This window comes from Streptomyces sp. NPDC058274, from assembly GCF_042881375.1.
GTDB lineage: Bacteria > Actinomycetota > Actinomycetes > Streptomycetales > Streptomycetaceae > Streptomyces.
Genome location: NZ_JBHVXW010000009.1, coordinates 217572 through 239942 on the forward strand (window position 1 = coordinate 217572; position 22371 = coordinate 239942).

Below are 22371 nucleotides of genomic sequence, written 5' to 3' on the forward strand. Positions count from 1 at the left end.
GACGTCAGCCGCGGGCGGCGCGTGCGGCCTCGAAGCGGGCCACCCAGCGGGCGGTCCGGTCCAGGTAAGCGGTTTCGGCGTGCGCACCCCGTCTGCCGTACGCGCCCTCGTAGGAGAGGTAGTCGAGGGTTCCGGGTGTCCGGGCCGTCGCGGGCTCGATCTGGGTGCCCTCGTGCCATTCGTTGAACGAGGTGATGCTCACCCAGTCGGGCGGTGCGTCCTCGTGCCCGCTGGCCAGCGCGTACTCCCATTCCAGGTCGTAGGTACGGCCGTCCGCGCGGTCGAGCGTCGGGGACGTGTTGCCCGGGACCGCCCGGTCGTCCAGGTAGCCGGGACCGAGCGACGGCGCCCACACCATGCCGCGCTCGGCGCAGAACGCGGCGACCCCGGTCCAGTCCGGCCGGTTGGCGGTCGCGATGGCGTCGTAGGTGTAGACGCCGCCGAAGTCGCCGATGCGGGACTCGTCCCAGGTCTGTGCCATGACGAGGGCGATGTCGTCGACCTCGTGCAGCGCGGACCAGTCGACGGTGAGCAGGCTGTTGAACACGTAGTAGGCGCAGCGGTCACCGTGCCCGGCGGCCCGGTGGAAGGCGGGATGGGTGCCGTACCGCTCCGTCAGATAGCGGATGTCCGCGACGACGGACGCGGCGTCGCGGCCCTGGTACGGCTCGATGTGCCAGGCGACCTGGAGTCCCTCGGCGGCGGCCGCGTCCAGCACGACCGGCGCCATCAGGTCCTCGTAACTGCCCTGTCCCCACCAGCTGCTGACGAGCACGCCGGTACGGGCCCGCCGCAGCCAGCGCATGTGCCGGGCGACCGCGCCGTGCAGATCACCGGAGTCGTACGCGCCGAGCACCGGGTAGTAGTTGGAGCTGAGGGCGTCGGGCGGGGTGAGTTCGCCCTGCTGCCAGTGGCGCCAGGCGCCGTACACCTCCGGTGAGCCGTACCAGGGGTAGTAGAAGATGTGCGCGTTCGCGGAGACGCCCTTGGGGCGCGCCTTCGCGAGAGCGTCCTCGGGTCGTGCCGCGGCCGGGGCCGCCGTGCTGCCGATCAGTGCGGCGGCCCCGGTGGCCGCTCCGCCGGCGAGGAGCCTTCTTCGGGATAACGAGCCCAGGTGTCGGGACATGGTTGTCGTCACTCTCCTTGGTTGCCGGCCCGGCCGAACCGCGGAACGAATCCGAGCAGCTCGGCCGAGGCCGTCGTGTCGAACAGGGAGGTGCGCCCGGGCAGCGCCGAGAAGGCCGGCACGCCCGGGTGGTAGCGGTCCATCAGCTCCGCGGAAGGCAGCGGGGACGAGGTGTCGGCGGCGGTGACATTGAGGACGTGACAGCCCGTGAGGTCCGCCTCCAGGGCCCGGCGCACCACGGCCGCGGCGTCCCGGGTGTCGAGCCAGCCCCACAGGTCGTGCCGATGGGCGCCCGGGTCGGCCGCCACATCGGCGAGCTGGCGGCGCAGCCGTTCCCCGCTGCCGGTGAACGGGAAGCGCAGACAGACGAGATCGGTGCCCCAGCGGCGGTGCGTGCTGCGGGCCGTCTCCTCGAGCACCGCCTTCGACAGGCCGTAGGGATCGCGCAGGAGCGAGGGGTGCTCCTCGTCCAGCGGGACGTACAGCGGCGAGACGGGGACGGGGGACCAGGCGAGGCCGACCGCCGCCAGGCTGGAGGCGGCCACGATCCGGCGGACACCGGCGCGGCCCGCCTCGTCGAGAACCCGGTGCGCGGTGAGGCAGTTGGCCGCGAACAGGGCGCTGTGGTCTTCCATGTTGGGGTGCGGGATCGCCCCGAGGTGGACCACGGCGTCCACCCCGTCCACCGCCTTGCGCACGAGGTCGGCGTCCTGGAGGTCCCCGATGTGCACGCGCTCGGCCCGCGGCGCGTCGAACGGCACGAGGTCGGTGGCCACCACGTCGTACGACGCGGCGAACAGCTCGGCGAGCACGTGCTGTCCGATGTGGCCCGCGGCACCGGTGACCAGGACGCGCATCAGCCCTTCACCGCCCCGACCAGTCCGTTGACGAAGTACCGCTGGAGGCTGAGGAAGAGCAGGATCACGGGAATCACGACGATCAGGGCGCCGGCCATCAGGTTGTTGTAGTGCGGCACGTTCTCCGCGGACAGCGTCTGCAGGCCGAGGGGGAGTGTGTACGTCGACGGATCGTTGAGGGACACGCGCGTGAGCAGGAACTCGTTCCACGTCGGGATCGCGGTGAGCAGCCCCACGGTGATCAACGCGGGCCTGGCGAGCGGCAGATAGACCCGGGTGAAGATGCGCAGCTCGCCGGCGCCGTCGACGCGCGCCGAGTCCCGCAGCTCCCCGGGCACGGCCAGGAAGGCGCCGGTCATCAGCAGGATCGACAGGGGGGCGCCGCCGTTGACGAAGGGCAGGACGAGTCCCCAGTGCGTGCCGAGGATGCCCATCCTGTTCTCCAGGAGCACGATCGGCAGCATCACCGTGATCCCCGGCACGAACAGCAGCGACACGAAGAGCTTCTGCAGGAACCCGCGCCCCGGGAAGCGCAGGACCGCGAAGGCGTAACCGGCGGCCGCGTAGATCACGAGGGTGAGGACCACCGTGTACCCGGTCACCAGCAGGCTGTTGAGGAAGAAGTCGAAGAAGTGCAGCCTGTTCCAGGTGTCGGTGAAGGTCTGGAACGTCGGGTCGTCCGGGATGAGGTGCCCGCCGCGTACGACCTCGACCTGGTCCTTGAACGCGGCCGACACCATCCACAGGAACGGATAGATGCTGACCAGCCCGTACGCCGCGAGCAGCACGCCGACGACGGCGCGGGCGACGGTCCTGCGGGTACGGCCGTCACCCGGGGGCCGGGCGTCGGCTCGGGAACGGGCCACCGAAATCGTTGTCATGTCTTGCTCCGCAGCGCTCGAAGGTTGATCAGAGCCAGGACGAGGGCGGCGGCGAAGAGGATCCAGCCGAGTGCGCTGGCCAGGCCGAGCGTGGGCGCGAGGTTCTTCAGGAACGCGAGCCGGTACGCCTCCAGGCCGAGGACATTGGTGTGGTCCCCGGGGCCGCCGAACGTCATGACCAGGAAGGTCTGGAAACCCTGCAGTGACTCGCGCAGGTTGAGCAACATCACGATCGCCGTGATGGGCCGCACCAGCGGCCAGATGACGGAGGTGTTGGTGCGCCACCATCCCGCGCCGTCCAGCTCAGCCGCCTCCAGGACATTGCGGTCGATGCCCTGGAGCCCGGTGAGGTACAGGAGCATGGCTACCGGTACGTGTCCCCAGACCGTCACCATGATCATGGTCGGCATGGCCGTCGACGGATTGCCGAGCCAGCCCTGCGGCTGCGCGAGCGACCCCAGGCCGATGCTTTCGAGCAGCGAGTTGATCGCGCCATCGGGCTGGAGGATGTACTGCCACGCGAAGAAGACCGCGATGCCGCTGGTGACGTACGGCAGGAAGTACACGGACCGCAGCACGGTCTGGAACCGCTTGGCCTGGTTGAGCAGCACCGCCAGCGGAAACGACACCAGGACCGTCAGGGCCGGCGCGGCGACCATCACCCAGAGGGTGTTGAGGGCGGCGTGCCGCACCCGGGGTGCGTAGATCGGGTCGCGCCACAGCAGGTCCGCGTAGTTGTCGAGGCCGACCCAGGTCCAGTTCGGGCTGAACCCGTTCCAGGTGGCGAAGGACAGCGCGAAGCCGTAGCCGACCGTGTAGAGGCCCATCACGGCGAAGAGCACCACGGCCGGGGCGACGAACAGATACCCGGCCATGGCTTCGTACCCGCGCCGGCGGCGGCCCGGCGGGGGAGCGCCGGCAGCCTTCGCCGGGCGGGTCCCGCCGTGCGTGTCCACCGCCGCCGGCACGGTCTGTCGGGGTGCCGTCGTCACTGGCCCGCCGCTTTCCAGTACGACTGGTTGAGCTCGCGGATCTTGCGTGCGGTCTCTTCGACGGACTGCTGCTTCAGCGGACTGAGGTCCGCGAGGACCGCTCCGACGTCGTCCTGCTCGTATCCGACCGGGCGGAACTCGTCACCGCGGCTCGGGTCGTACGTCGATTCCGGCGTGCCCTTGAAGCTGTCGACCAGGGCGCTGAGGGTGGGACCGAGGACCTTGGCCGAGTCCGCGCCGAGCTCCGTGGCGGGAAGGTCGGTGGCGTCCTTGGCGAACTGCGTGGCGACGTCCTGCTGGGAGAGGAACTCCATCCACTTCTTGGCGTTGTCCGGCTGCTTGCTCGACGTGGTGATGCTGACGCCCGTCAGGGCAAGTGGGCCGAGAGCGAGGTCCGGCACGGCTCCGTCCTCGGGCGCGGGCATGCCGAAGGCGAGCACGTCGTCGGGGTTCATGCCGTTCTGCTTGAGATAGGCGAGGGTGAACGTTCCGCCGACATCGAAGGCGGACTTGCCCTGTGCGAACGCCTGGTCGGCCTGGTCGATCGTCAGGGTCTGCGAGCCCGGCATCCAGTACGGGGTGACCTGGTCGTACATCGACAGGACCTTGACGCCGTTGGGAGAGCCGAAGTCCTTGGTCTCGTCCTTGCTCCACAGTTTCTCGTAGTCCTGCTGTCCCAACTGGGCGAACGCCATCGGCTGGAGCAGCCAGGTGAGCCCCGTGGCCGGCACCTTCAGACCGAGTGAGAGCCCGCCGTTCTTCGGGTCCTTCGCCTTGGTCGCCTTGAGCGCGTCGAGGAACTCCTGCCAGTTCGCGGGCGCCTTGGTGATGCCGGCGTCGGCGAGCATCTTCTTGTTGGCGTAGACGATGCCGAAGGTGCCGACCGTGAGGGGCACGCTGTAGCGGGCGCCCTTCTTGATGCCGTGCTCCTTTGACTCCTTGTTCAGGGAGTTCTTGTAGCGCAGCTCCGTGACGAAACCGGAGTCCTGGACGGCCGGCTGGATACGGTCGGCCCAGTCGCCCTTGAAGTCGGCACTGATGTCCGCCAGGATCCCGGCGGCGCCGAGCACGCGGTCCCCGCCGTCCGAGTTCACTTCCAGCAGGTCCGGCAGGTCACCGGTCTTTGCCGCGCTCTGGATCTTGGTTGTATACGCGTCGTCGGGCGTGTACGCCTCGATGCTGACCGAGATGCCGGTTTCCTTCTTGAACTCCTTGGCGGCGGCCCGCAATGCGCTCACATGGGACTGCTTGAAGGTCCACATCTCCAGAGACTTGGAGTCCCCGGATCCCGAGGAGCCGCCGCAGGCGGTGAGGGAGGTGAGGGAGAGCGCCGTGGCCAGGGCCGCCGCGACAATCCGCGCTTTTCGTGCAAAAGGTATACGCATGAGCCCCTGCCTAGGGTCGAGCGTTCAGAACACCGAATAGCGTTGGAGTGACTGAACTTAGAGTCGTGGTGATATAGCGTCAAGACGCATGCTGTGAAGAGGCGTTGACCGGTCAGCCGTGGGGCGCCGGGGTGGGGAGGCGGAGGGCCAGTGGAATCGGTGACGACGACAGCGCGCGGGCGCAAGGTCGAAGAGGTCAAATCCGCAGCTCGGGTGCTCGAAGTGCTCGAACTCCTCGGGCGGGACGGTGCCCGGCTCTCCCTCGCCGAGATGGCGAACGCCATGTCGGTGCCGAAGAGCAGCCTGCACGCCATCCTGCGCACGATGGAGGCGCGCCGCTGGGTCGACGTCGACCCGTCCGGCACCCGCTACAGCCTCGGTCTCAAAGCCCTGTTGACGGGCACCGCCTATCTGGAGGGCGACGACGTCACCAGCCTCGCCGGGCCCGTGCTCGACGCCCTCGCGGAGGAGACGGGCGAGGCCGTCCACCTCGGCAGACTCGACGGTACGAACATCGTCTACCTGGCCAAACGCGAGTCGCGGCACGCCCTGCGCATGTACTCGGCGGTGGGGCGCAGACTGCCCGCCCACGCCACCGCCCTCGGCAAGGCGGTGCTGTCCCAGTACGACTCGGCCGAGGTGCAGCGCCGGCTGGACTGGCCGCTGGAGCGGCTGACCCCGGACACGGTCGTCGACCCGGAGGCCCTGCTGGCCCAGCTCGCCGAGACCCGGCTGCGCGGGTGGGCCGTCGACGACGGGGAGAACGCGGTGGACATCCGGTGCGTGGCCGTCGCGCTCGGCACCGCTCCGGACGGCGGTGACGCGATCAGCTGCTCGGCGCCGCGCAGCAGGATGGACGACGCGCGCCGGGAGGAGGTGGCGCAGGCCGTGACCGAGGCGGCGCACTCGCTGCGCACCCTGCTGAAGCGGATCGGGCAGCGCTAGAGGCGTCCGCAAAGTCCCGTCCGCCCCGCGGCGCCTCGCCCGCCCTCTCGCCGCACCGGGTGGACGACGGGGCTTTACGGAGACGCCGTGGAAGCGTCCGTCCGGTCGGGGGTCTGGCGTTCCGGCCCACCGGATGCCACATTTGGTAGGGCCGTTGACAAACGTAGAGCGCGCTCCGTACGTTCCGATGGCAGTACGTCATTCTGCTATCTGTACGCGGGAGTTCGCATGGCCCAGGCTGATGCCCGCACGCCCGTCCTCGCCCCGGCCCCCTGGGTCGAGGAGCGCGGCGCCAAGGTCCGCATCACCGCCGTACGCACGTTCCTGACAGCCCCGCACGGCTGCCCCCACCTCGTCGTGCGCGTCGAGACCAACGAACCCGGGCTCTACGGCCTTGGCTGCGCCAGCGATCCGCAGCGCACCCTCGCGGTCCGCTCGGTCCTCGACGACTACCTCGCCCCGATGCTCACCGGACGCGATCCCGACGACATCGAGGACATCCACCGTCTGCTCCTCAACAGCGCCTACTGGCGCGGCGGTTCGGTCACCGGCAACGCCCTCGGCGGAGTCGACGTCGCCCTGTGGGACCTCAAGGCCAAGCGTCTCGGGGCGCCCCTGTACTCGCTGTTCGGCGGCCGGGTGCGCACCGGCGCCGAGGCCTACACGCACGTCGACGGCGTCGACGAGCGCGAGATCGCCGAGAAGGTCGCCGCGGCCCGGGAGCGCGGATTCCGGCACGTCCGGATCCAGGCCGCCGTACCTGGCGCCGACACCTACGGCACCGGCGCGGCGGCCGTCGACCCCGAGGCCGTACGGGCCCGCCGGGTGCCCTGGGACTCGGCGGCATATCTGCGGACCGTCCCGAGGATCCTCACCCGGGTGCGCGAACTCGTCGGCGACGAGGTCGAGTTGCTGCACGACGTGCACGAGAGGCTCGATCCGCGCCAGGCCCGCGACTTCCTGCGGCGCGTCGAGGACGCCGGCCTGTACTTCGTCGAGGACCTGCTCGCGCCCGAGGACGCGAGACACTTCGCGCGCCTGCACGCGGTGTCCCCGGTGCCCCTCGCCGTCGGCGAACTCTTCAGCGACACGGCCCAGTTCACGGCGCTCCTCGACGGACCCGACATCGACTTCGCGCGGCTGCGGATCCCGACGCTCGGCGGCCTCACCCCCGCCCGCAAGGTCGCCGCCTTCTGCGAGCTGCGCGGCGTACGTCTCGCGCCGCACGGGCCGGCCGACGTCAGCCCCGTCGCGCAGGCCGCGACGCTCGCCCTGGACGTCTCCAGCCATGCCTTCGGAGTCCAGGAGGCGGCCACGTTCAAGCCGCCCGTCGCCGAGGTCTTCCCCGGCACGGTCGTCCCCCGTGGCGGCCTGCTCCTGCCGCCCGAAGTACCGGGCCACGGCGTCGACTTCGACGAAGCCGCGGCCCGTCGTCACCCCGTTCCCGAACCCCTCCGACACGACCGCTGGGCCCTGCTGCGCAACACCGACGGGAGCGTACAACGACCGTGAACGACGCACCGCGACCGCACGACACACCGCGAAGGGCGCTCGTCGTCCGGGGCGGCTGGGAAGGCCACCAGCCGCTCGCCGTCACCGACCTCTTCCTGCCCTTCCTCAAGGACCGGGGTCACACCGTCGAGACCTCCGAGTCCCTCGACGTGTACGAGGACGCCGAACTCCTCGCGGCCACGGACCTGATCGTGCAGTGCTGGACCATGGGCGAGATCACCCGCGAGCAGAGCGAGGGCCTCGCCGCCGCCGTACGTGCGGGCACCGGACTCGCGGGCTGGCACGGCGGCATCGTCGACTCCTTCCGCGGCGACGTCGGCTACCAGCTCCTCACCGGCGGCCAGTTCCTGATGCATCCGCCGGGTTTCCACGATCACGACGTGCACCTCGTGCCCGAGCGGGCCGAGCACCCGGTCGTCCGCGGACTGAGCGACTTCCGCGTGCACACCGAGCAGTACTGGCTGGCCACCGACCCGCTCATCGACGTGCTCGCGACGACGACGTTCGCGCCCGACGACGTACGGGACCGGGCCGTGGTCATGCCCGCCGTGTGGACCAGGACGTGGGGCGCGGGCCGCGTGTTCGTGTCCGCCATCGGCCACAAACCGGACGACTTCGACGTGCCCGAGGTACGGGCGCTCACCGAGAGGGGACTGCTGTGGGCGAGCCGCTGAGGATCGGCATGGTCGGCGCGGGCAAGATCAGCGGGGCCTACCTGGACACGCTGGGCCGCCTCGACACCGTACGGCTCACCGCCGTCACCGACCTGGATCCCGACCGGGCGAAGGAGGCCGCCGTACGAGCCTCGGACGAGGTGTCCGTCGCCGCCTCCGTGCTCGACCTCGCCGCCCGGGACGACGTGGACGCCGTCCTCAACCTCACCGTTCCGGCGGCCCACGCGGGCGTCGCCCTCGTCGCGCTGTCCATGGGCAAGCACGTCTACGGCGAGAAGCCGCTGGCCGCCACCCGCGAGGAGGCCGCGTCGGTCCTGGCCGCCGCCCGCGCGGGCGGCCTGCGGGTGGGCTGCGCCCCGGACACCGTGCTCGGGACCGGCACCCAGACCGCCCGCCAGGCGGTCGACGACGGGCTGATCGGCAGGCCGGTGGCGGCGACCGCGTTCATGACCACCGCGGGGCACGAACGCTGGCACCCCGACCCCGAGTTCTACTACCGCCCCGGCGGCGGTCCGCTCCTCGACATGGGCCCCTACTACCTGTCCGCCCTCGTCCACCTGCTCGGCCCGGTCGTCCGCGTCACCGGCGCCGCGTCCCGGCCGCGCGCCGAACGCGAGATCGGCAGCGGGCCCCGGGCGGGAGAACGCTTCCCCGTGGAGGTCGACACGCACGTCACCGGCGTCCTGGAACACGCGGGCGGCGCGCTGTCGACCCTCGTCATGAGCTTCGACATCCACGCGGCGCGGCTGCCCCGCATCGAGGTCCACGGCACCGAGGGCTCGCTCTCCGTCCCCGACCCGAACGGTTTCGAGGGCCCCGTCGCCGTGCACCGCGGGTCGGGCTGGGAGGCCGTGCCCGCGTCCGCCGGGTATCAGGGCGGCGGACGCGGCACCGGACTCGCCGACCTCGCCGACGCCCTCGCCGAGGGACGCCCGCACCGCGCGTCCGCCGAACTCGCCCACCACGTACTGGACGTGATGCTCACCCTGCTGGACGCGGCCCACAGCGGCAGATGCCTCACGGTGGCCACGACCTGCGAACGGCCGGAGGCAGTGGGCACCCACTAGCCACCCACCGACAGGCGGCAGGAAGGCGGCGGCTCTTCCTGCCGCCCTTTACCGCTCCGGATGTCAGCCGAATTAATTGACAAAGGCTCCCGCTATTGGAATTCAATTCCCCTGACAAAAACCGCCGGTTGCGTCGCGATCTGCAACAAGGAGGAACGCGTGCGAGGCGTTGACTTGATAACACACATGGTTTTACATGGCGGTAACTGGCTGGACAGGAAGGGCTGCCGATGCATGACCGGAGAAAGTCCGGCGAAGAACGCATAGCCGCATTCCTCGGTGAACGGCTCCGCCCCGCGCTCTATCCGCAGCGCGTCCCCATGGACGTCGGCGCCTGGCACATTCCCGGAGAGCCGGTGCCGGTGGACGTCGCCCTGCGCGCCGATTACGCGCCGTTCACGGTGGGGGAGCTCTGGGGGCGTCCGTGGTCGACGACCTGGTTCCGGGTCGCCGCCACCGTTCCGCAGCGGTGGGCGGGCCGCCGGGTCGAAGCCGTCATCGACCTCGGCCAGGACCCCGGACACGACGGTTGTCAGGCGGAAGGCCTCGTCCATGACGAGCACGGCATTCCGCTGCACGGCTTGCACCCGCACACCGGCTCTCTCCCCGTTGTCGCCGCCGCCCGCGGCGGCGAGACCGTCCGCCTGCTCGTCGAGGCCGCCGCCAATCCCCCCATCGACGCCGCCACCGGCACCGGAGTCCACTACGGCAACCCGGTCACCGCCGGGGACGCCCCGCTGTACCGGCTCCGGCGCGCCGACCTCGCCGTACGCGACGAGGACGTCTGGCATCTCCTGCACGACATGGAGGCCCTTGACGGCCTGATGCGTGCCCTGCCCGACGGACTGCCGCGCCGGCACGAGATACGGACCGCCCTGGAGCGGGCCGTCGACGCGGTCGACCCGTACGCCGTCTCCCGTTCCGCCGCGGCCGCCCGCCGGGTCCTGGCGCCCGTCCTCGCCGAGGGGGCCCGCGGCTCGGCCCGCACGGTCGCCGCCGTCGGCCACGCGCATGTGCACCCCGGGAATCTGTGGCCCGTGCGCGAGACCGTCCGCAGCTGCGCCCGCACCTTCAGCACCCTGGCCACGCTCGCCGAGGAGTACCCCGAACTCGTCGTCGCCGCGTCGTCCGCGCAGCACTACGCCTGGATGCGGGACCAGCAGCCGCATGTCTTCGAACGGCTGCGCAAGGCCGTCGCCGACGGCAACTGGGTGCCGGTCGGCGGTATGTGGGTGGAGCCGGACACCGAACTCGCGGGCGGTGAGGCGCTGGTGCGCCAGTTCGTCCTCGGCCGGCGCTTCTTCCGGGACGAACTCGGCGCCGACAGCGACGGCGCGTGGCTGCCCCAGGCCGCCGGTGTCCCCGCCGCCTTCCCGCAGCTCGCCGCCCTCGCGGGCGCCCACTGGCTCCTCACCGCGCGACCCGACCCCGGCCACGACCCGGCACCGGTCCACCCGCTTGTCCGCTGGGAGGGCATCGACGGCACCCGGCTCCTCACCCATTTAGCGGCGGATGCCACCCTCGCCGGTCCCGTGCTCGCCGACACCGTCACGGACGTCACCGGCCGGATGCCCGCGGACCGCTCCCTGCTGCCCCTCGGCTCCGGTACGGAGGGTCCCGGGCGTGACGTCCTGGAACGCGCGCGCAGGCTCGGCGACCTGGAAGGATCCCCGCCCGTCACGATGCGGCACCCCGGGCAGTTCTTCCGCGAGGCAGGGGAAGGCCACCCGCAGGCACCGGTCTGGCGGGGCGCCCTCGACCTGGCCCCGCACCGGGGCTCGTACACCGGCCAGGCCCGCACCAAGCGAGGCAACCGCCGCTGCGAAACGCTGCTGCACGAGGCGGAGTTGTGGTCGGCGACCGCCGCCGTGCGCCACGGCGTCCCCTACCCGTACGACGAACTCGACGCCCTGTGGCGGCGCGTCCTGCTCCAGCAGAGCCGCAGCATCCTGTCCGGCAGCTCCATCGCCTGGGTCCACGAGGACGCCGAGCACGAGCACCGCGACATCCGGCGCCGGCTCACCCGGCTGGTGCGGCGGGCCGCGGGCGGCTCCGACGGCCCGGGCGTCCTCAACCCGGCGCCGCACCCGCGCCGGGAAGTCGTCACCCTCGAAGCGGACACCGCACTCGCCTCCGAGAACGCCCAGCTCCTGCCCGACGGCCGCCTCGCGGTCCTCGCCGAGGCACCCGCGCTCGGAGCGGGCAGCACAGGCCTCCCTCTCGACTCCACCGCCCCGGTCACCGCGCGGACGACCTCCGACGGCCAACATGTCCTGGACAACGGTCTGTTGAGGGTGCTTGTGGATGCCGATGGTCTCGTCCGGTCGGCCGTCGACCTCACCACCGGACGGGACGCCGTCGCTCCCGGTGAGGCGGGCAACCTCCTCCAGCTCCACCGCGCCGAACCGGACCGCCGCGCCGTAGGCGCCCTCCGCGAGCTGCGCGACGCGGAACAGGTCGAACTGCGGGCGTACGGGCCCCTGTTGGCGACTCTTCGCGTGCGTCGCGGGACCGGCCGCTCCACGGTCACCCAGGACCTGACCCTCACGGCCGGGAGCCGTGTGCTGACCGTCGACACGGAGGTCGACTGGCGGGAGCGGGACACCGTCCTCAAACAGGCCTGGCCGCTCGACGTCCATGCCGAAGTCGCGCACGCCGACGTGCAGTTCGGACACGTGCCCCACCCGACACACGAGAACACCGACGCGCACTCGGCCCCCCGTGAGCGTTCCGCCCACCGGTGGATCCACGTCGGTGAACACCGGTGGGGCGTGGCGCTGGCCACCGACTCCACCTACGGCTACGACGTCGCCCGGCACCCCCGTGCCGACGGCGGCACCACGACCGTCGTACGCCATACGCTCCTGCAGGCATCGCGCGGTCCCGACCCGCACGCCGACCGCGGCCTGCACCGCTTCCGGCACACCCTGCGCCCCGGGGCCGCGCTCGACGACGCCCTCATCGAGGGGTACGCGCTCAATCTCCCGCTGCGACCCGCCCCCGACACGGGCCGCGGTGCCCCGCTCGTCCGCGTGGACCACCCCGATGTCGTCGTCGAGACGGTCAAGCTGGCCGACGACCGCAGCGGCGACCTCGTCGTACGGCTCTACGAAGCACGCGGGGGACACGTCCGCGCCGACCTGGCCGCGGACTTCCCCATCGAGGCGGTCCACGAGACCGACCTCCTGGAGGAGCACCCCGTGTCGCACCCCGTGGACCGCGAGCACCGCCGCGTGCCGCTGGCCCTGCGGCCGTTCCAGATCCGCACCCTGCGACTCGCGCGCGCCGGGCGACGCCGGGAGGGCGGCGGTGCCTGAACCGCGCTCCGCCCCAGGCCTGCCGGCCGAGACCCGGGCCGTGCTGCGCGGCTGGGCAGGCAGCGGCGGACCGCTCGCCACTCGCGCCCGTGTCGTCCTTCTCGCCGCGGAAGGACTCCGCGACGCCGACATCGCCCGCCGCCTCGGCGTCTCGCGGCAGACGGTGGGGAGCTGGCGCCACCGCTGGCACAGCGGCGGCCTGCCCGGGCTCGAACAGCGGCCGCGCACCGGCCGCCCCGCCCTGGTCGACGAGGCGGAGGTCGTCACCCGGGCACTGCTGGCGCCCGGCGGCAGCGGTGCCAGCCGGGCCATCGCCCGTGAACTGGGCGTCTCCCACGCCACGGTGGCCGCGATCCGCCGCCGCTGGCAGCTCCCGCCCGACGCGTCCCCCGCCCCGCACATCCCGACCCGGCCACCCCTGCCCGGCGCCGACGTGTGGGTGATGGGCCTGTACGTCGATCCCCTGAGCGCCGTCCTCCTCGCGGGCACCCGGCCGCAGGCCCCGCGTACCGCCCCGGCCGCCACGGTGATCGGTGAGGACGTCCTGGAGGGAGTGGCCCGCGCGCTGGACCCCCTCAGTGCCGCGCCGGCCACGGACCCGGCCATCCCCGCGCGGGAGGCGGACACCCGCAGGGACGGCGCGCTTCCCGCCTACCTGGCGGCGGCGGCTGAACACCACCCGGACATCGAACTGCACGCGGTCGTCCTGTGGGAGAGGGGACGCCCCGCCGAGCGCGACACCCGACGACACCCGGACGCGGGCACCCCCGTCACCTTCCACGACCTCCCCGCAAGGACCACCTGGCGCGGTTTCCTGCGGGCGATGATCGCGCTCGACAGCACCAGCCACCCCGAGTCCTCCCGGCGCGTCTACCTCGACCTCGTCGCCGCACTGGAACGGCGTGCCCACCGGCCACCCACCGGCGGCCCCGCCGAGCCCGTGCACTGGCTGCGCGAGAACGTCGCCGGACATCTGCGCGCCCCGGCAAGGGGTCAACTCCCGTCCGTCTCCGCGTCGTTCAGCGGGGTCAATCAGATCGACCTCGGCTCCTTCAACGAGTGCGTCGTCATCGAGGCCGTACGGCTCTCCGGCAGCATCACGCGCGGCGAGATAGCCCACCGCACCGGCCTGACCCAGCAGTCGGTGTCCCGGATCGCCCGCTCGCTCCTGGACCGCGGGATCCTCGTCGAGGACGCCCAGCGGCGCGCCACCTCCGGCAAGCCGCGCACCCCCGTCCGGCTCTGCGGCACGGCCGCGCACGCCCTCGGTCTGCACATCGACCCCGAACTCCTCACGGCCGTCGTCATCGACCTCGACGGCGCGATCGTCTGCACCTGCACCCGGCCGGTCAGCGCGGACACCGACCCCGGCGAGTTCGTCGCGCAGGTCGTGGCGCTCGGCCACGAGACCCTGGGGAAAGCCCGGGGCGCCGTACGCGAGGACGGCCTGCTCGGTGTCGGCGTGGCCGTACCGGGACCGGTCGACATCGCCTCCGGCACCGTGCTCAACCCGCCGCTGATGCAGGCCTGGGAAGACCTGCCGCTGCTGTATCTGCTCAAGGACCACTTCCCGTGCCGGGTGCTCATCGAGAAGGACTCGCTCGCGGCGGCGGCGGGGGAGCGGTGGATCGGACGCGACCGCAGGGCACGGGACTTCGCGTATCTGTACCTGGGCACGGGCGTCGGCTCGGGGCTCTACCTCAACGGCGACCTCTACCGGGGGGTGAGCGCCAACGCGGGCGAGTTCGGGCAGCTGTGCGCCATCGCCCTCGGCCGGATGGCCGGCGACGGCCGCCCCGAGATCCTGCCGGAATGCAACCCGCCCGTCTCCGTACCGGACTTCGCGGCCCGGCTCGGTCTGGGCGCCGCGGGCACCGGCGGCGGCAGCACCGCCGCCTACCGCGCGGTGGGCCGGGCCGCCGCCGACGGCGATCCCGCGGCGGTCCGCGCCGTGCGCGAGGTGGCGGGAGCGGTCGGACGCGGGGCGCTCGGCCTGGTCGATCTGCTGGACATCGACCTGATCGTGCTGGGCGGCCCGTTCTTCACCGACGACGTCGCCGGCTTCTACCTGGAGGAGATCGGCCGTACCGTCAACGAATTCCCCACGGCACGCCGGCTGCGCCGCGTCGAGGTGGAGCGGTCGGTGCTCAGCGCCGAGGCGGCCGCGGTGGGCGCCGCCTCCACGCTCTTCCACGCCACGTTCACGCCGCGACTGCGGGGCAGGGACCGGGCCTGACGTCTCAAGTCCCCACGGGCGGCGGACCCATGGCGTACGACGCCGGGGCGGACCCCCTCGTACGGTCCGCCCCGGCGCCCATGGAGACCCCGGCACCGTCCCCCGGCCGGGGCCCCCGGCTCAGACCGTCGGCGGAGTGGGCCGGGTGGCCGTCAGGCCGATCTGCTTCTTGAGCATCCGGCCGCCGTCTCCCGTGAGCCGCAGGTAGTAGTCCGCGGAGCAGCGCGTGCCGTCCTCGTCCAGGGCCCAGATGCCCGACCCCGCCGGCACATCGGCGCCCGTCTCCACGGTCTTCGCGATCTGGTTGCCCTCGTTGAACTCGTCGAACATCGAGATGTAGATGCCCTGCGCGCCGACCCGGACCACGTTGTAGAACTGCCGCCACATGAAGTCACCGTGGGCGCGGTGGCGTTCCTGGAGATCGCCCGGGAGCACACATGGCTGGTAGTCGATGCCGTGGGCGTTGCAGTCGGCCTGGTCGGGCGTGTTGACGTTCTGGAAGAACTGGTCGGACTGGGCCGCGCTGGAGATCCGGCCCACCATCCAGGGCGAGATCATGTTGAACGCGTGATAGACGTCCGAGAACCCGGCGCGCGAGTCCTCCGTGCCGGTACGCCAGTGCGTGGGCACGCCTCCGATGACGTAACAGCCCTGTGCCTTGAACCAGTTGACGACGTCCAGACAGGGCGCCGGCGCGAAGGGGCGCCCCGAGTCGTTGAACCCGAACCCCCAGATGCACACGACCGGTTTGCCGTTCTGCCGGGCGTAGGCGCTCGAGGAGGTGTGCGCCTTCATCTTCGCCGTCCAGTCCTCCTTGATCTGGGACTGCATCGACGTCCATCCCGTGACGTCGTACATGATGTAGAACTTGCGGCCGTTGGCCTCCGCGGACTGCCGCACCTTCTGGGCCATCGCGTCCCGCGTGGGGCCCTCGGGGCTGTAGGGGTTGAAGCGCTGGAGCGCGGCGGTGTCGATGGCGTTCTCGCGCATCCAGCGGAAGTGGGTGTCGACGGTCTGCTGGTCCCACGAGGAGAACAGCCGGGCGGGCGCACCGCTGTTGAGGTTGGGGTAGGCCGTGGCGAATCCGCGGCTGTACTCCCTCATGTCCGGCCACGACTTGATCGTGGTGTTGGAGAGCGACGGCGGCCGGCTCATGTCCTGACTCCAGTGCCACCAGCCGTTGATCGGGGCTCCGTCGCCCGTGCAGGCGAACCATCCCTGATAGCCGACGGACACCTTGCCGACGACATCGCCGGGCGGACTCGCGGCCGGGGCCTGTGCGTCGAGGGGGGCGGGTAAGGCGTTCGCGTGCTGGGCGGTGCTCAGTCCCGCTGTCGCGGCGAGCGCCGTGCCGAGCAGGGTGCGTCGTGTGATGCTCACGGGAGATTTCCTCCATGTGGGGGGCTGCCGGGAAAGAACCGGCATCGCGGGCGACCGTGAAAAGGGCACCGCGATGTCACGCCTGGAAGGGGTGGGGTCCAGGACGGCGGCAGGCCTGCCTGCCCCTCGGGCGTGCTGCGAAAGTAGAGGAGATTAACGCCGTGTTACAAGCGCTGGGAATGAAGGAAATCTAAAAAATTCGGAGCGCCCGGCCAGGCGGATTGTCAGGCTCTTTATTTTCCATTTTCCGATTCCGCCGAATTGTGAATTGACGACCCGTCGGCGCTGCCGTCAGCGCACGTGATCGGAGATCACCCGGGTGATTTCACGCGCGAAGCGCAGAATGCCCGATGAACGGACCGGGCACGGCTTGGGCTTGGACGTGGTCGGGGCCAGGCAGAAGTGCAGATAGTCGTCGTCGCGGTGCAGCTCGGTGCGCCCGCGCCCCGGCTGGGTGCAGTACGCCGAGTGCTTCCGCTCGTACGAGGTGCACGGCAGCTCCTGGGCCCAGGTGTAACGGCCCGAGGCCGGGCTCACCGTCTTCCCGGCGTCGGCGACCAGGTCACCCGAGGCGGCGGCCCGCTTCTCGTAGACCGCGTTCACCTTCCGGACCCGCTCCGGGGTGATCGGGTCCGGCCCCTGCAGCACCCACACGATCGTGGGCCGCCGGGACCCGCCCGCCGTCGCGATCTGGTCGGCCAGCCGGTCCGCGTCCGACGCGTACCGCGAGAGGTACGTGGCGCGCGCCTTGTCGTACGTGATGCCGTCCATGCAGGGCGTGTAGCCCCAGGAGTTGCCCCAGAACTGGAGCACCACATAGTCAGGGTGCAGCGAACGCACCAGCGCGGCCGCCTTGTCGGCGGCCGGCACCAGCGACTTCTTCGTGGTGCCCTCCAGGTAGTCGCACAGGGTGGTGCCCGAATACGGCGCACTCGTATACCGTGCGCGCACCTCGTCCCGCAGGGACTGTCCCAGCACGTTCTGGTTCTCCATCGCGAGCGAGTCCCCGAGATAGAGCACGGTGGGGCGCTTCGCCGAGACGCTCGGGGATGCGGCCGGCCGCTGATGGGTGGTCGAGGACGGCGAGTGCGACGCCCCGGGGGCCGCCGGTACGGGCGGGGACGCCTCCGGGCCCGACGCCGGATCCCCGCAGCCACCGAGCAGCAGCCCGGCCAGCAACACCCCCGCGATCCACGGCTTTCGCATGCAGCAACTCCCGCCCCGCCGACCGAAAGGGCCCCCAGGCAAGCACAGCGGGGGAGAAGGCGGAAGACGTACGCCGGTCACGTCGCCGCATCGGCCGCCAGGGTCCGGAGCGTCCTTGGCTTCGTCGCGTTCTTGACGGCCCGGTGGTCCTTGGGTCCAATTCCCCTGTCGCTGTTCCCCTGCCCTTCCGGTGCCGGCGGACCATGTCGCAGACAAGAGGTGAACGTCGTGTTCCGAGGCGCCAAGTTGTTCGCGGTCCCCCTCACGCTGATTCTGGCGACCGCCCTGCCCGCGGCCGCCCAGGAGGACAACTCGCCCCCCGCGCACGGCTGGGTGGGCACCTGGCAGGCCCCGGCGGTGGTGGGCTCACCGACGGGTGACGTCGTCTCGGGCGACTCGCTCCGCCAGGTCGTGCACGTCAGCGTCGGCGGCTCACGGGTACGCATCCGGCTGTCCAACGAGTTCGGTACGACCCCGCTGGTCCTCGGCCGGGTGACCGTGGCCGTCCGGGCGTCCGGGGCCGATGCCGTGCCCGGCACGGTGCGCCAAGTCGCCTTCAGGAACCGGACCGTTGCGCCGGGCCAGGACGTGGAGAGCGAGCCCATACGCCTGACGGTGGCGCCGGACAGCGATCTGCTGGTGAGCGCCCATCTCCCGCGGATACCGGGGCTGCAGACCGTGCACCCGCTGGCGCAGCAGCTCGCCTACGTCGCCAGAGCGGGCGACCGCGCGGCCGACGTCTCGGGCGCCGCCTACACCAGTACCAGCCAACTGCGCTTCTACGTCACGGGCGTCGACGTCCTCGACCCGCCGGCGCGCGGCGCGGTGGTCACGTTCGGCGACTCGATCACCGACGGCTACGGATCCACGCAGGGCATCAACCACCGCTGGCCGGACTACCTTTCGGACCGGCTGCAGAAACTGCCCCCGGCCCGGCAGCTGGGGGTACTCAACGCCGGCATCAGCGGCAACCGCCTGCTGCTGGACGGCGGTGACTTCGGGGTGCGGGCACTGGCCCGGCTGGACGAGGACGTCTTCTCCCGGACGGACGTGCGCACCCTCGTCCTGATGGAGGGCATCAACGACATCCAGCAGGATCCGCACCAGACCAATCCGGCGGCGATCACGGCCGTGTACCGGGAGATCGTCCGGCAGGCGCACGCCCATGGCATCAAGGTCGTCGGCGCGACCCTGACCCCCTTCAAGGGCTGGCGTGTCTACGACGCCACCCTCGAAGCCACCCGCCTCGCGGTGAACGACTACATCCGGACCAGCGGACTCTTCGACGCGGTCGTCGACTTCGACCGGGCGGTCCGGGATCCCGCCGACCCGCTGCGCATGCTCCCGGCCTACGACGTGGGAGACCACCTGCACCCGAACGACGCCGGGTACGCGGCGATGGCGGCCGCCGTCGACCTCAACGCCCTGTGAGGACCGGCCAGTCGGCGCCGCCCACGGTCCGCCGGGGGCGACTGGCCGGATAGTGCTCTGGCCCCTCACCGGTCCCGCCCCCGAGGATGCACTGCGGACCGGGAACGGAAGCCTTGGGGGGCCAGTCGATGACGAGATGGACGACGCGTGCGCGCACGGCGGCACGAGCGGCGGCGCTGGGGAGCGGGGCACTGCTGCTGGCGCTGACCGGGGCGGGCCCGGTGCAGGCGGCGGCCGGACCGACGCTGGACGTCGACCGGACGGCGGGACTGCGGGACGGCGACATCGTGACCTTCCGCATCAGCGGCGGCCCGCCGAAGGCCTACGTCTGGGTCAAGCAGTGCGGCCCCTCCGCGGCGGAGGCAACCTGCGACGACGCCACCCGGCGGCAGTTCCGTGTGCTGCCCGACGGCACCTACGACCTGTCGCCGAAGAAGCTGTACGCGCTCCTGCGCCCCGACTCGGGCCCGGTGGACTGCCGTACGGCGGACCGGGACGATCCCTGCTCGCTGGCGCTCACCGACAACTCGGGCGCCCTGCTCACCACCGTGCCGCTGCACTTCGCCCGGCACGGCCGGCTGGAGGCGCCGCCCAACCTGCGGGTCACCCCGGACCGTGACCTGACCGACGGCCAGACGGTCCATGTGAGCGGCCGCGGCTACGAGCCGCAGTACCACGTCTCCGTCCTCGAGTGCGCCGCGGGAGCGACGGACACCCTCGGCTGCCGGCCCGGCAGCAGGCCGCCCGCGACGACCGACGAAGGGCGCATGGACCGGGACATCACCCTGTCGGCGGCCTTCACCTCGATCAGCGGGGCCACCGTCGACTGCCGCCCCCGCGGCAGCTGCGAACTGGTCGCCTTCGCCTCCCGCGTCCGGGGCCCGGAAACCGTGCGGACACCGCTCCGGTTCGACCCCGCACAGCCGCTGCCCGGGGCCGGCGGCTCAGCTGTCCGGGGTGTCGCCCGCCAGTAGGTCGAGAGCCGCGCGTGGCTCTGCACCGCGGACACCGGCGCGCGAACCCCGTGCCGGTCGGTGGTCCGGGGTCAGTGGCGCGGCGGCAGGTCGTTGACCAGTACAGCGGCCCCGTCGAAGCGCCCGGCCTTGAGGTCCCGCAGGGCCTCCTGCGCCCGCGACAGCGGGTAGGCGTGCGTCGTGGCGCTGACGCCGTGGCGCGCGGCCAGCGTCAGGAACTCGCGGCCGTCCTCGCGCGTGTTCGAGGTGACGCTGCGCAGCTCCTTCTCGTAGAACAGCTCCCGCTCGTAGCGCAGCGGCGGCACGTCACTCAGATGGATCCCCGCGACCGCCAGGACTCCGCCGCGGTCCAGCGCGCGCAGCGCGACCGGGACCAGCTCGCCGACCGGAGCGAACAGGATCGCGCTGTCCAGCGGCTCCGGCGGCGGCTCCGCGGCGCCGCCGGCCGACGCCGCCCCGAGTTCGAGGGCCAGCCGTCGTGCGGCCGCGTCGCGTGTCAGCACATGCACGGTGGCGCCCTGCGCGAGCGCCACCTGCGCACACAGATGGGCGCTGCCGCCGAACCCGTACAGGCCCAGCCGGCCGCCCTGGGGCAGCGACGCCCGCAGCAGCGCGCGGTAGCCGATGATGCCGGCGCACAGCAGCGGCGCCAGAGCGACATCGTCGAGATCCTGGGGCAGCCGGTACGCGAACGCGGCCGGCACGGTCGTGTACTCCGCGTAGCCGCCGTCGGTATCCCAGCCGGTGTACTCGGAACCGGGACAGAGGTTCTCCGCCCCGCGGGCGCAGTACGCGCACGTGCCGTCGGTACGGCGAAGCCAGGCGACCCCGACCCGGTCGCCCACCGCGTAGCCGCTCACCGCCCGGCCCGTCCCCGCCACCACGCCCACCACCTCGTGCCCCGGTGTCACACCCGGCCGGCGCACGGGCAGGTCGCCCTCGCTGACGTGCAGATCGGTACGGCACACCCCGCAGGCACGGACGTGTACGAGGAGTTCGTCGTCCCGCGGTACCGGGATCGGTTTCTCGACGAAGCGCAGTGGCTCCCCCTCGATGGGCCCGGGCCGGGCCACCTCCCACGCGTGCATCATCCCGTGCCCCGTCCCGTCGCCGGCCGTCCGTGTGGTTTCTCCGCTTCTGCCCAGTCTCGGCCAGGTCCGCGCGCTCGGCGCGCGGCCCCGCCGCGGGCTGACTAGCGTGAGGAGCGAAACCATCCATTCGAACCGGAGAAGGTCGAAGTCATGGCGGTACAACCAGAAGGAACGCCGTGTTGGGCCGACGCGATGTTCAGCGATGTCGAAGGGGCCAAGAGTTTCTACGGTGACGTACTCGGCTGGACGTTCAGCGAGGCGTCGTCCGAGTACGGCAACTACACGCAGGCGTATGCGGACGGCAAGGCGGTGGCCGCCGTCGTACCGCCCATGCCCGGGCAGGAGGGCCACTCCGCCTGGTGTCTCTACTTCGCCTCGCCCGACGCCGCGGCCACGGCGCAGAAGATCCGGGACAACGGCGGTGAGGTGGTGATGGAGCCGATGCAGGTCGGTGAATTCGGCACCATGGCGCTGGCCCGCGATCCCGGCGGCGTCGTGTTCGGCGTGTGGCAGGCCGGCATCCACGAGGGCTTCGAGGCGAAAGCAGTGCCGGGTGCGTACTGCTGGGCCGAGGTGTTCACGCGCTCTCCTGAGAAGTCGGACGCGTTCTTCCCCGCCGTCTTCTCCTATCGCGCCCAGCAAATGGAGGACGACCAGGTCGACTTCCGGCTCTTCAGCCTCGGTGACGAAGCGGTGCTGGGCCGGATGACGATGACGGACGACTTCCCGCCCGAGGTGCCGCCATACATCAACGTCTACTTCACCGTCGACAACTGCGACGCGGCGGTGGCGCGGGCGACCGAACGCGGCGGGATTCTCCGCTTCGGCCCGATGAACACGCCGTTCGGACGCTTCGCCGCGCTGAGCGACCCCCAGGGCGCGTCCTTCTCCGTCATCGACATCACGACGACCGAGGGCGCGATGCCCAAGCTCACCGACGTGTCCTGAACACCCGGTCCGCGCCTCCCGCAGCGGCCGCTCCCGGGCTTCCGGAAGCGGCTGCTTCCGGGTGCCCGGAAGTAGAATGTCCCTCGCCAAGCCCCTCGGCCCGAGTCCTTCACAAGATTCGGAACGTCCGCAAGTCCGTTGTGGAATCCGGGAATTGAGGCAGGCCGGGGAGGACGGAACGAGTTTCCCGCAAGGGCAACCATGGGGAGCCCGTACTCGTCCCTCCAAGTGGCCGCGCCGGCTTCCAGCGGCCGACCCCCCACCGGGATTGCGAGTGGAAGAGACCCATGCTCCGCATTCACTTCACCCCGTACGATCTGCAGAACGTTCGTGTGGCCCGACAGCCTGA

The 22371-nt window shown here is 71.5% G+C and carries 17 protein-coding genes; 9 read left to right on the top strand and 8 right to left on the bottom strand.

The window, feature by feature from the left end; translation table 11 throughout:
• Positions 1-4: 4 nt before the first annotated feature.
• From ACFVYF_RS20315 to ACFVYF_RS20335, 5 genes are all read right to left on the bottom strand, one after another.
• A complete protein-coding gene (locus ACFVYF_RS20315; protein WP_389457126.1) occupies positions 5-1126 on the bottom strand; it encodes a glycoside hydrolase family 99 protein in 1122 nt (373 codons plus the stop codon).
• An 8-nt stretch (positions 1127-1134) separates the two neighbouring features.
• A complete protein-coding gene (locus tag ACFVYF_RS20320; RefSeq protein WP_389457128.1) occupies positions 1135-1983 on the bottom strand; it encodes an NAD-dependent epimerase/dehydratase family protein in 849 nt (282 codons plus the stop codon).
• Positions 1983-2864: a carbohydrate ABC transporter permease gene (locus ACFVYF_RS20325; protein ID WP_389457130.1), complete on the bottom strand. Its 882-nt coding sequence runs from the start codon at positions 2862-2864 to the stop codon at positions 1983-1985. Before ACFVYF_RS20325 ends, ACFVYF_RS20320 begins: the two co-directional genes overlap by 1 nt.
• Positions 2861-3739 (bottom strand): carbohydrate ABC transporter permease, encoded by an 879-nt coding sequence (locus ACFVYF_RS20330; protein WP_389457132.1) that lies wholly within the window; start codon positions 3737-3739, stop codon positions 2861-2863. The genes ACFVYF_RS20325 and ACFVYF_RS20330 overlap by 4 nt, the downstream gene beginning before the upstream one ends.
• 113 nt (positions 3740-3852) lie before the next feature.
• Positions 3853-5241 (bottom strand): ABC transporter substrate-binding protein, encoded by a 1389-nt coding sequence (locus tag ACFVYF_RS20335; protein ID WP_389457134.1) that lies wholly within the window; start codon positions 5239-5241, stop codon positions 3853-3855.
• A gap of 159 nt (positions 5242-5400) precedes the next feature.
• Between ACFVYF_RS20335 and ACFVYF_RS20340 the strand changes: the two genes are divergently transcribed.
• The 6 genes from ACFVYF_RS20340 to ACFVYF_RS20365 all read left to right on the top strand — a co-directional run bounded on the left by ACFVYF_RS20340 (position 5401) and on the right by ACFVYF_RS20365 (position 14992).
• Positions 5401-6186 (top strand): IclR family transcriptional regulator, encoded by a 786-nt coding sequence (locus tag ACFVYF_RS20340; RefSeq protein WP_389457136.1) that lies wholly within the window; start codon positions 5401-5403, stop codon positions 6184-6186.
• A 228-nt stretch (positions 6187-6414) separates the two neighbouring features.
• A complete protein-coding gene (locus tag ACFVYF_RS20345; RefSeq protein WP_389457138.1) occupies positions 6415-7698 on the top strand; it encodes an enolase C-terminal domain-like protein in 1284 nt (427 codons plus the stop codon).
• Complete coding sequence (locus ACFVYF_RS20350) at positions 7695-8372, top strand: ThuA domain-containing protein (RefSeq protein ID WP_389457140.1); 678 nt, start codon at positions 7695-7697, stop codon at positions 8370-8372. Before ACFVYF_RS20345 ends, ACFVYF_RS20350 begins: the two co-directional genes overlap by 4 nt.
• Entirely contained in the window at positions 8357-9439 is a 1083-nt protein-coding gene (locus tag ACFVYF_RS20355) for a Gfo/Idh/MocA family protein (protein ID WP_389457142.1), read from the top strand. Before ACFVYF_RS20350 ends, ACFVYF_RS20355 begins: the two co-directional genes overlap by 16 nt.
• 230 nt (positions 9440-9669) lie before the next feature.
• Complete coding sequence (locus ACFVYF_RS20360; RefSeq protein WP_389457144.1) at positions 9670-12756, top strand: alpha-mannosidase; 3087 nt, start codon at positions 9670-9672, stop codon at positions 12754-12756.
• Positions 12749-14992, top strand: coding sequence for an ROK family protein (locus ACFVYF_RS20365; RefSeq protein ID WP_389457146.1), 2244 nt, complete (start codon positions 12749-12751; stop codon positions 14990-14992). Before ACFVYF_RS20360 ends, ACFVYF_RS20365 begins: the two co-directional genes overlap by 8 nt.
• Before the next feature lie 120 nt (positions 14993-15112).
• Here the strand turns inward: ACFVYF_RS20365 and ACFVYF_RS20370 are convergent, their stop codons facing one another.
• Together ACFVYF_RS20370 and ACFVYF_RS20375 are read right to left on the bottom strand one after the other, a co-directional pair.
• Positions 15113-16372: a glycoside hydrolase family 71/99-like protein gene (locus ACFVYF_RS20370; protein ID WP_389457147.1), complete on the bottom strand. Its 1260-nt coding sequence runs from the start codon at positions 16370-16372 to the stop codon at positions 15113-15115.
• 291 nt (positions 16373-16663) lie between these two features.
• Positions 16664-17578, bottom strand: a complete 915-nt coding sequence (locus ACFVYF_RS20375; protein ID WP_389457149.1) for an SGNH/GDSL hydrolase family protein — start codon at positions 17576-17578, stop codon at positions 16664-16666.
• A gap of 228 nt (positions 17579-17806) precedes the next feature.
• Between ACFVYF_RS20375 and ACFVYF_RS20380 the strand changes: the two genes are divergently transcribed.
• A complete protein-coding gene (locus tag ACFVYF_RS20380; RefSeq protein WP_389457151.1) occupies positions 17807-19009 on the top strand; it encodes an SGNH/GDSL hydrolase family protein in 1203 nt (400 codons plus the stop codon).
• Positions 19010-19137: 128 nt separating this feature from the next.
• Entirely contained in the window at positions 19138-19983 is an 846-nt protein-coding gene (locus ACFVYF_RS20385) for a neocarzinostatin apoprotein domain-containing protein (protein ID WP_389457153.1), read from the top strand.
• 71 nt (positions 19984-20054) lie between these two features.
• Here ACFVYF_RS20385 and ACFVYF_RS20390 read toward each other — a convergent pair whose 3' ends face one another.
• Positions 20055-21071 carry a zinc-binding alcohol dehydrogenase family protein gene (locus ACFVYF_RS20390; RefSeq protein ID WP_389457262.1) on the bottom strand — a complete coding sequence of 339 codons (1017 nt, stop codon included), beginning with the start codon at positions 21069-21071 and terminating at the stop codon, positions 20055-20057.
• 153 nt (positions 21072-21224) lie between these two features.
• On the opposite strand from ACFVYF_RS20390, the gene ACFVYF_RS20395 reads away from it, so the two are divergent.
• Positions 21225-22022, top strand: a complete 798-nt coding sequence (locus ACFVYF_RS20395; protein ID WP_389457154.1) for a VOC family protein — start codon at positions 21225-21227, stop codon at positions 22020-22022.
• Positions 22023-22371 lie beyond the last annotated feature (349 nt).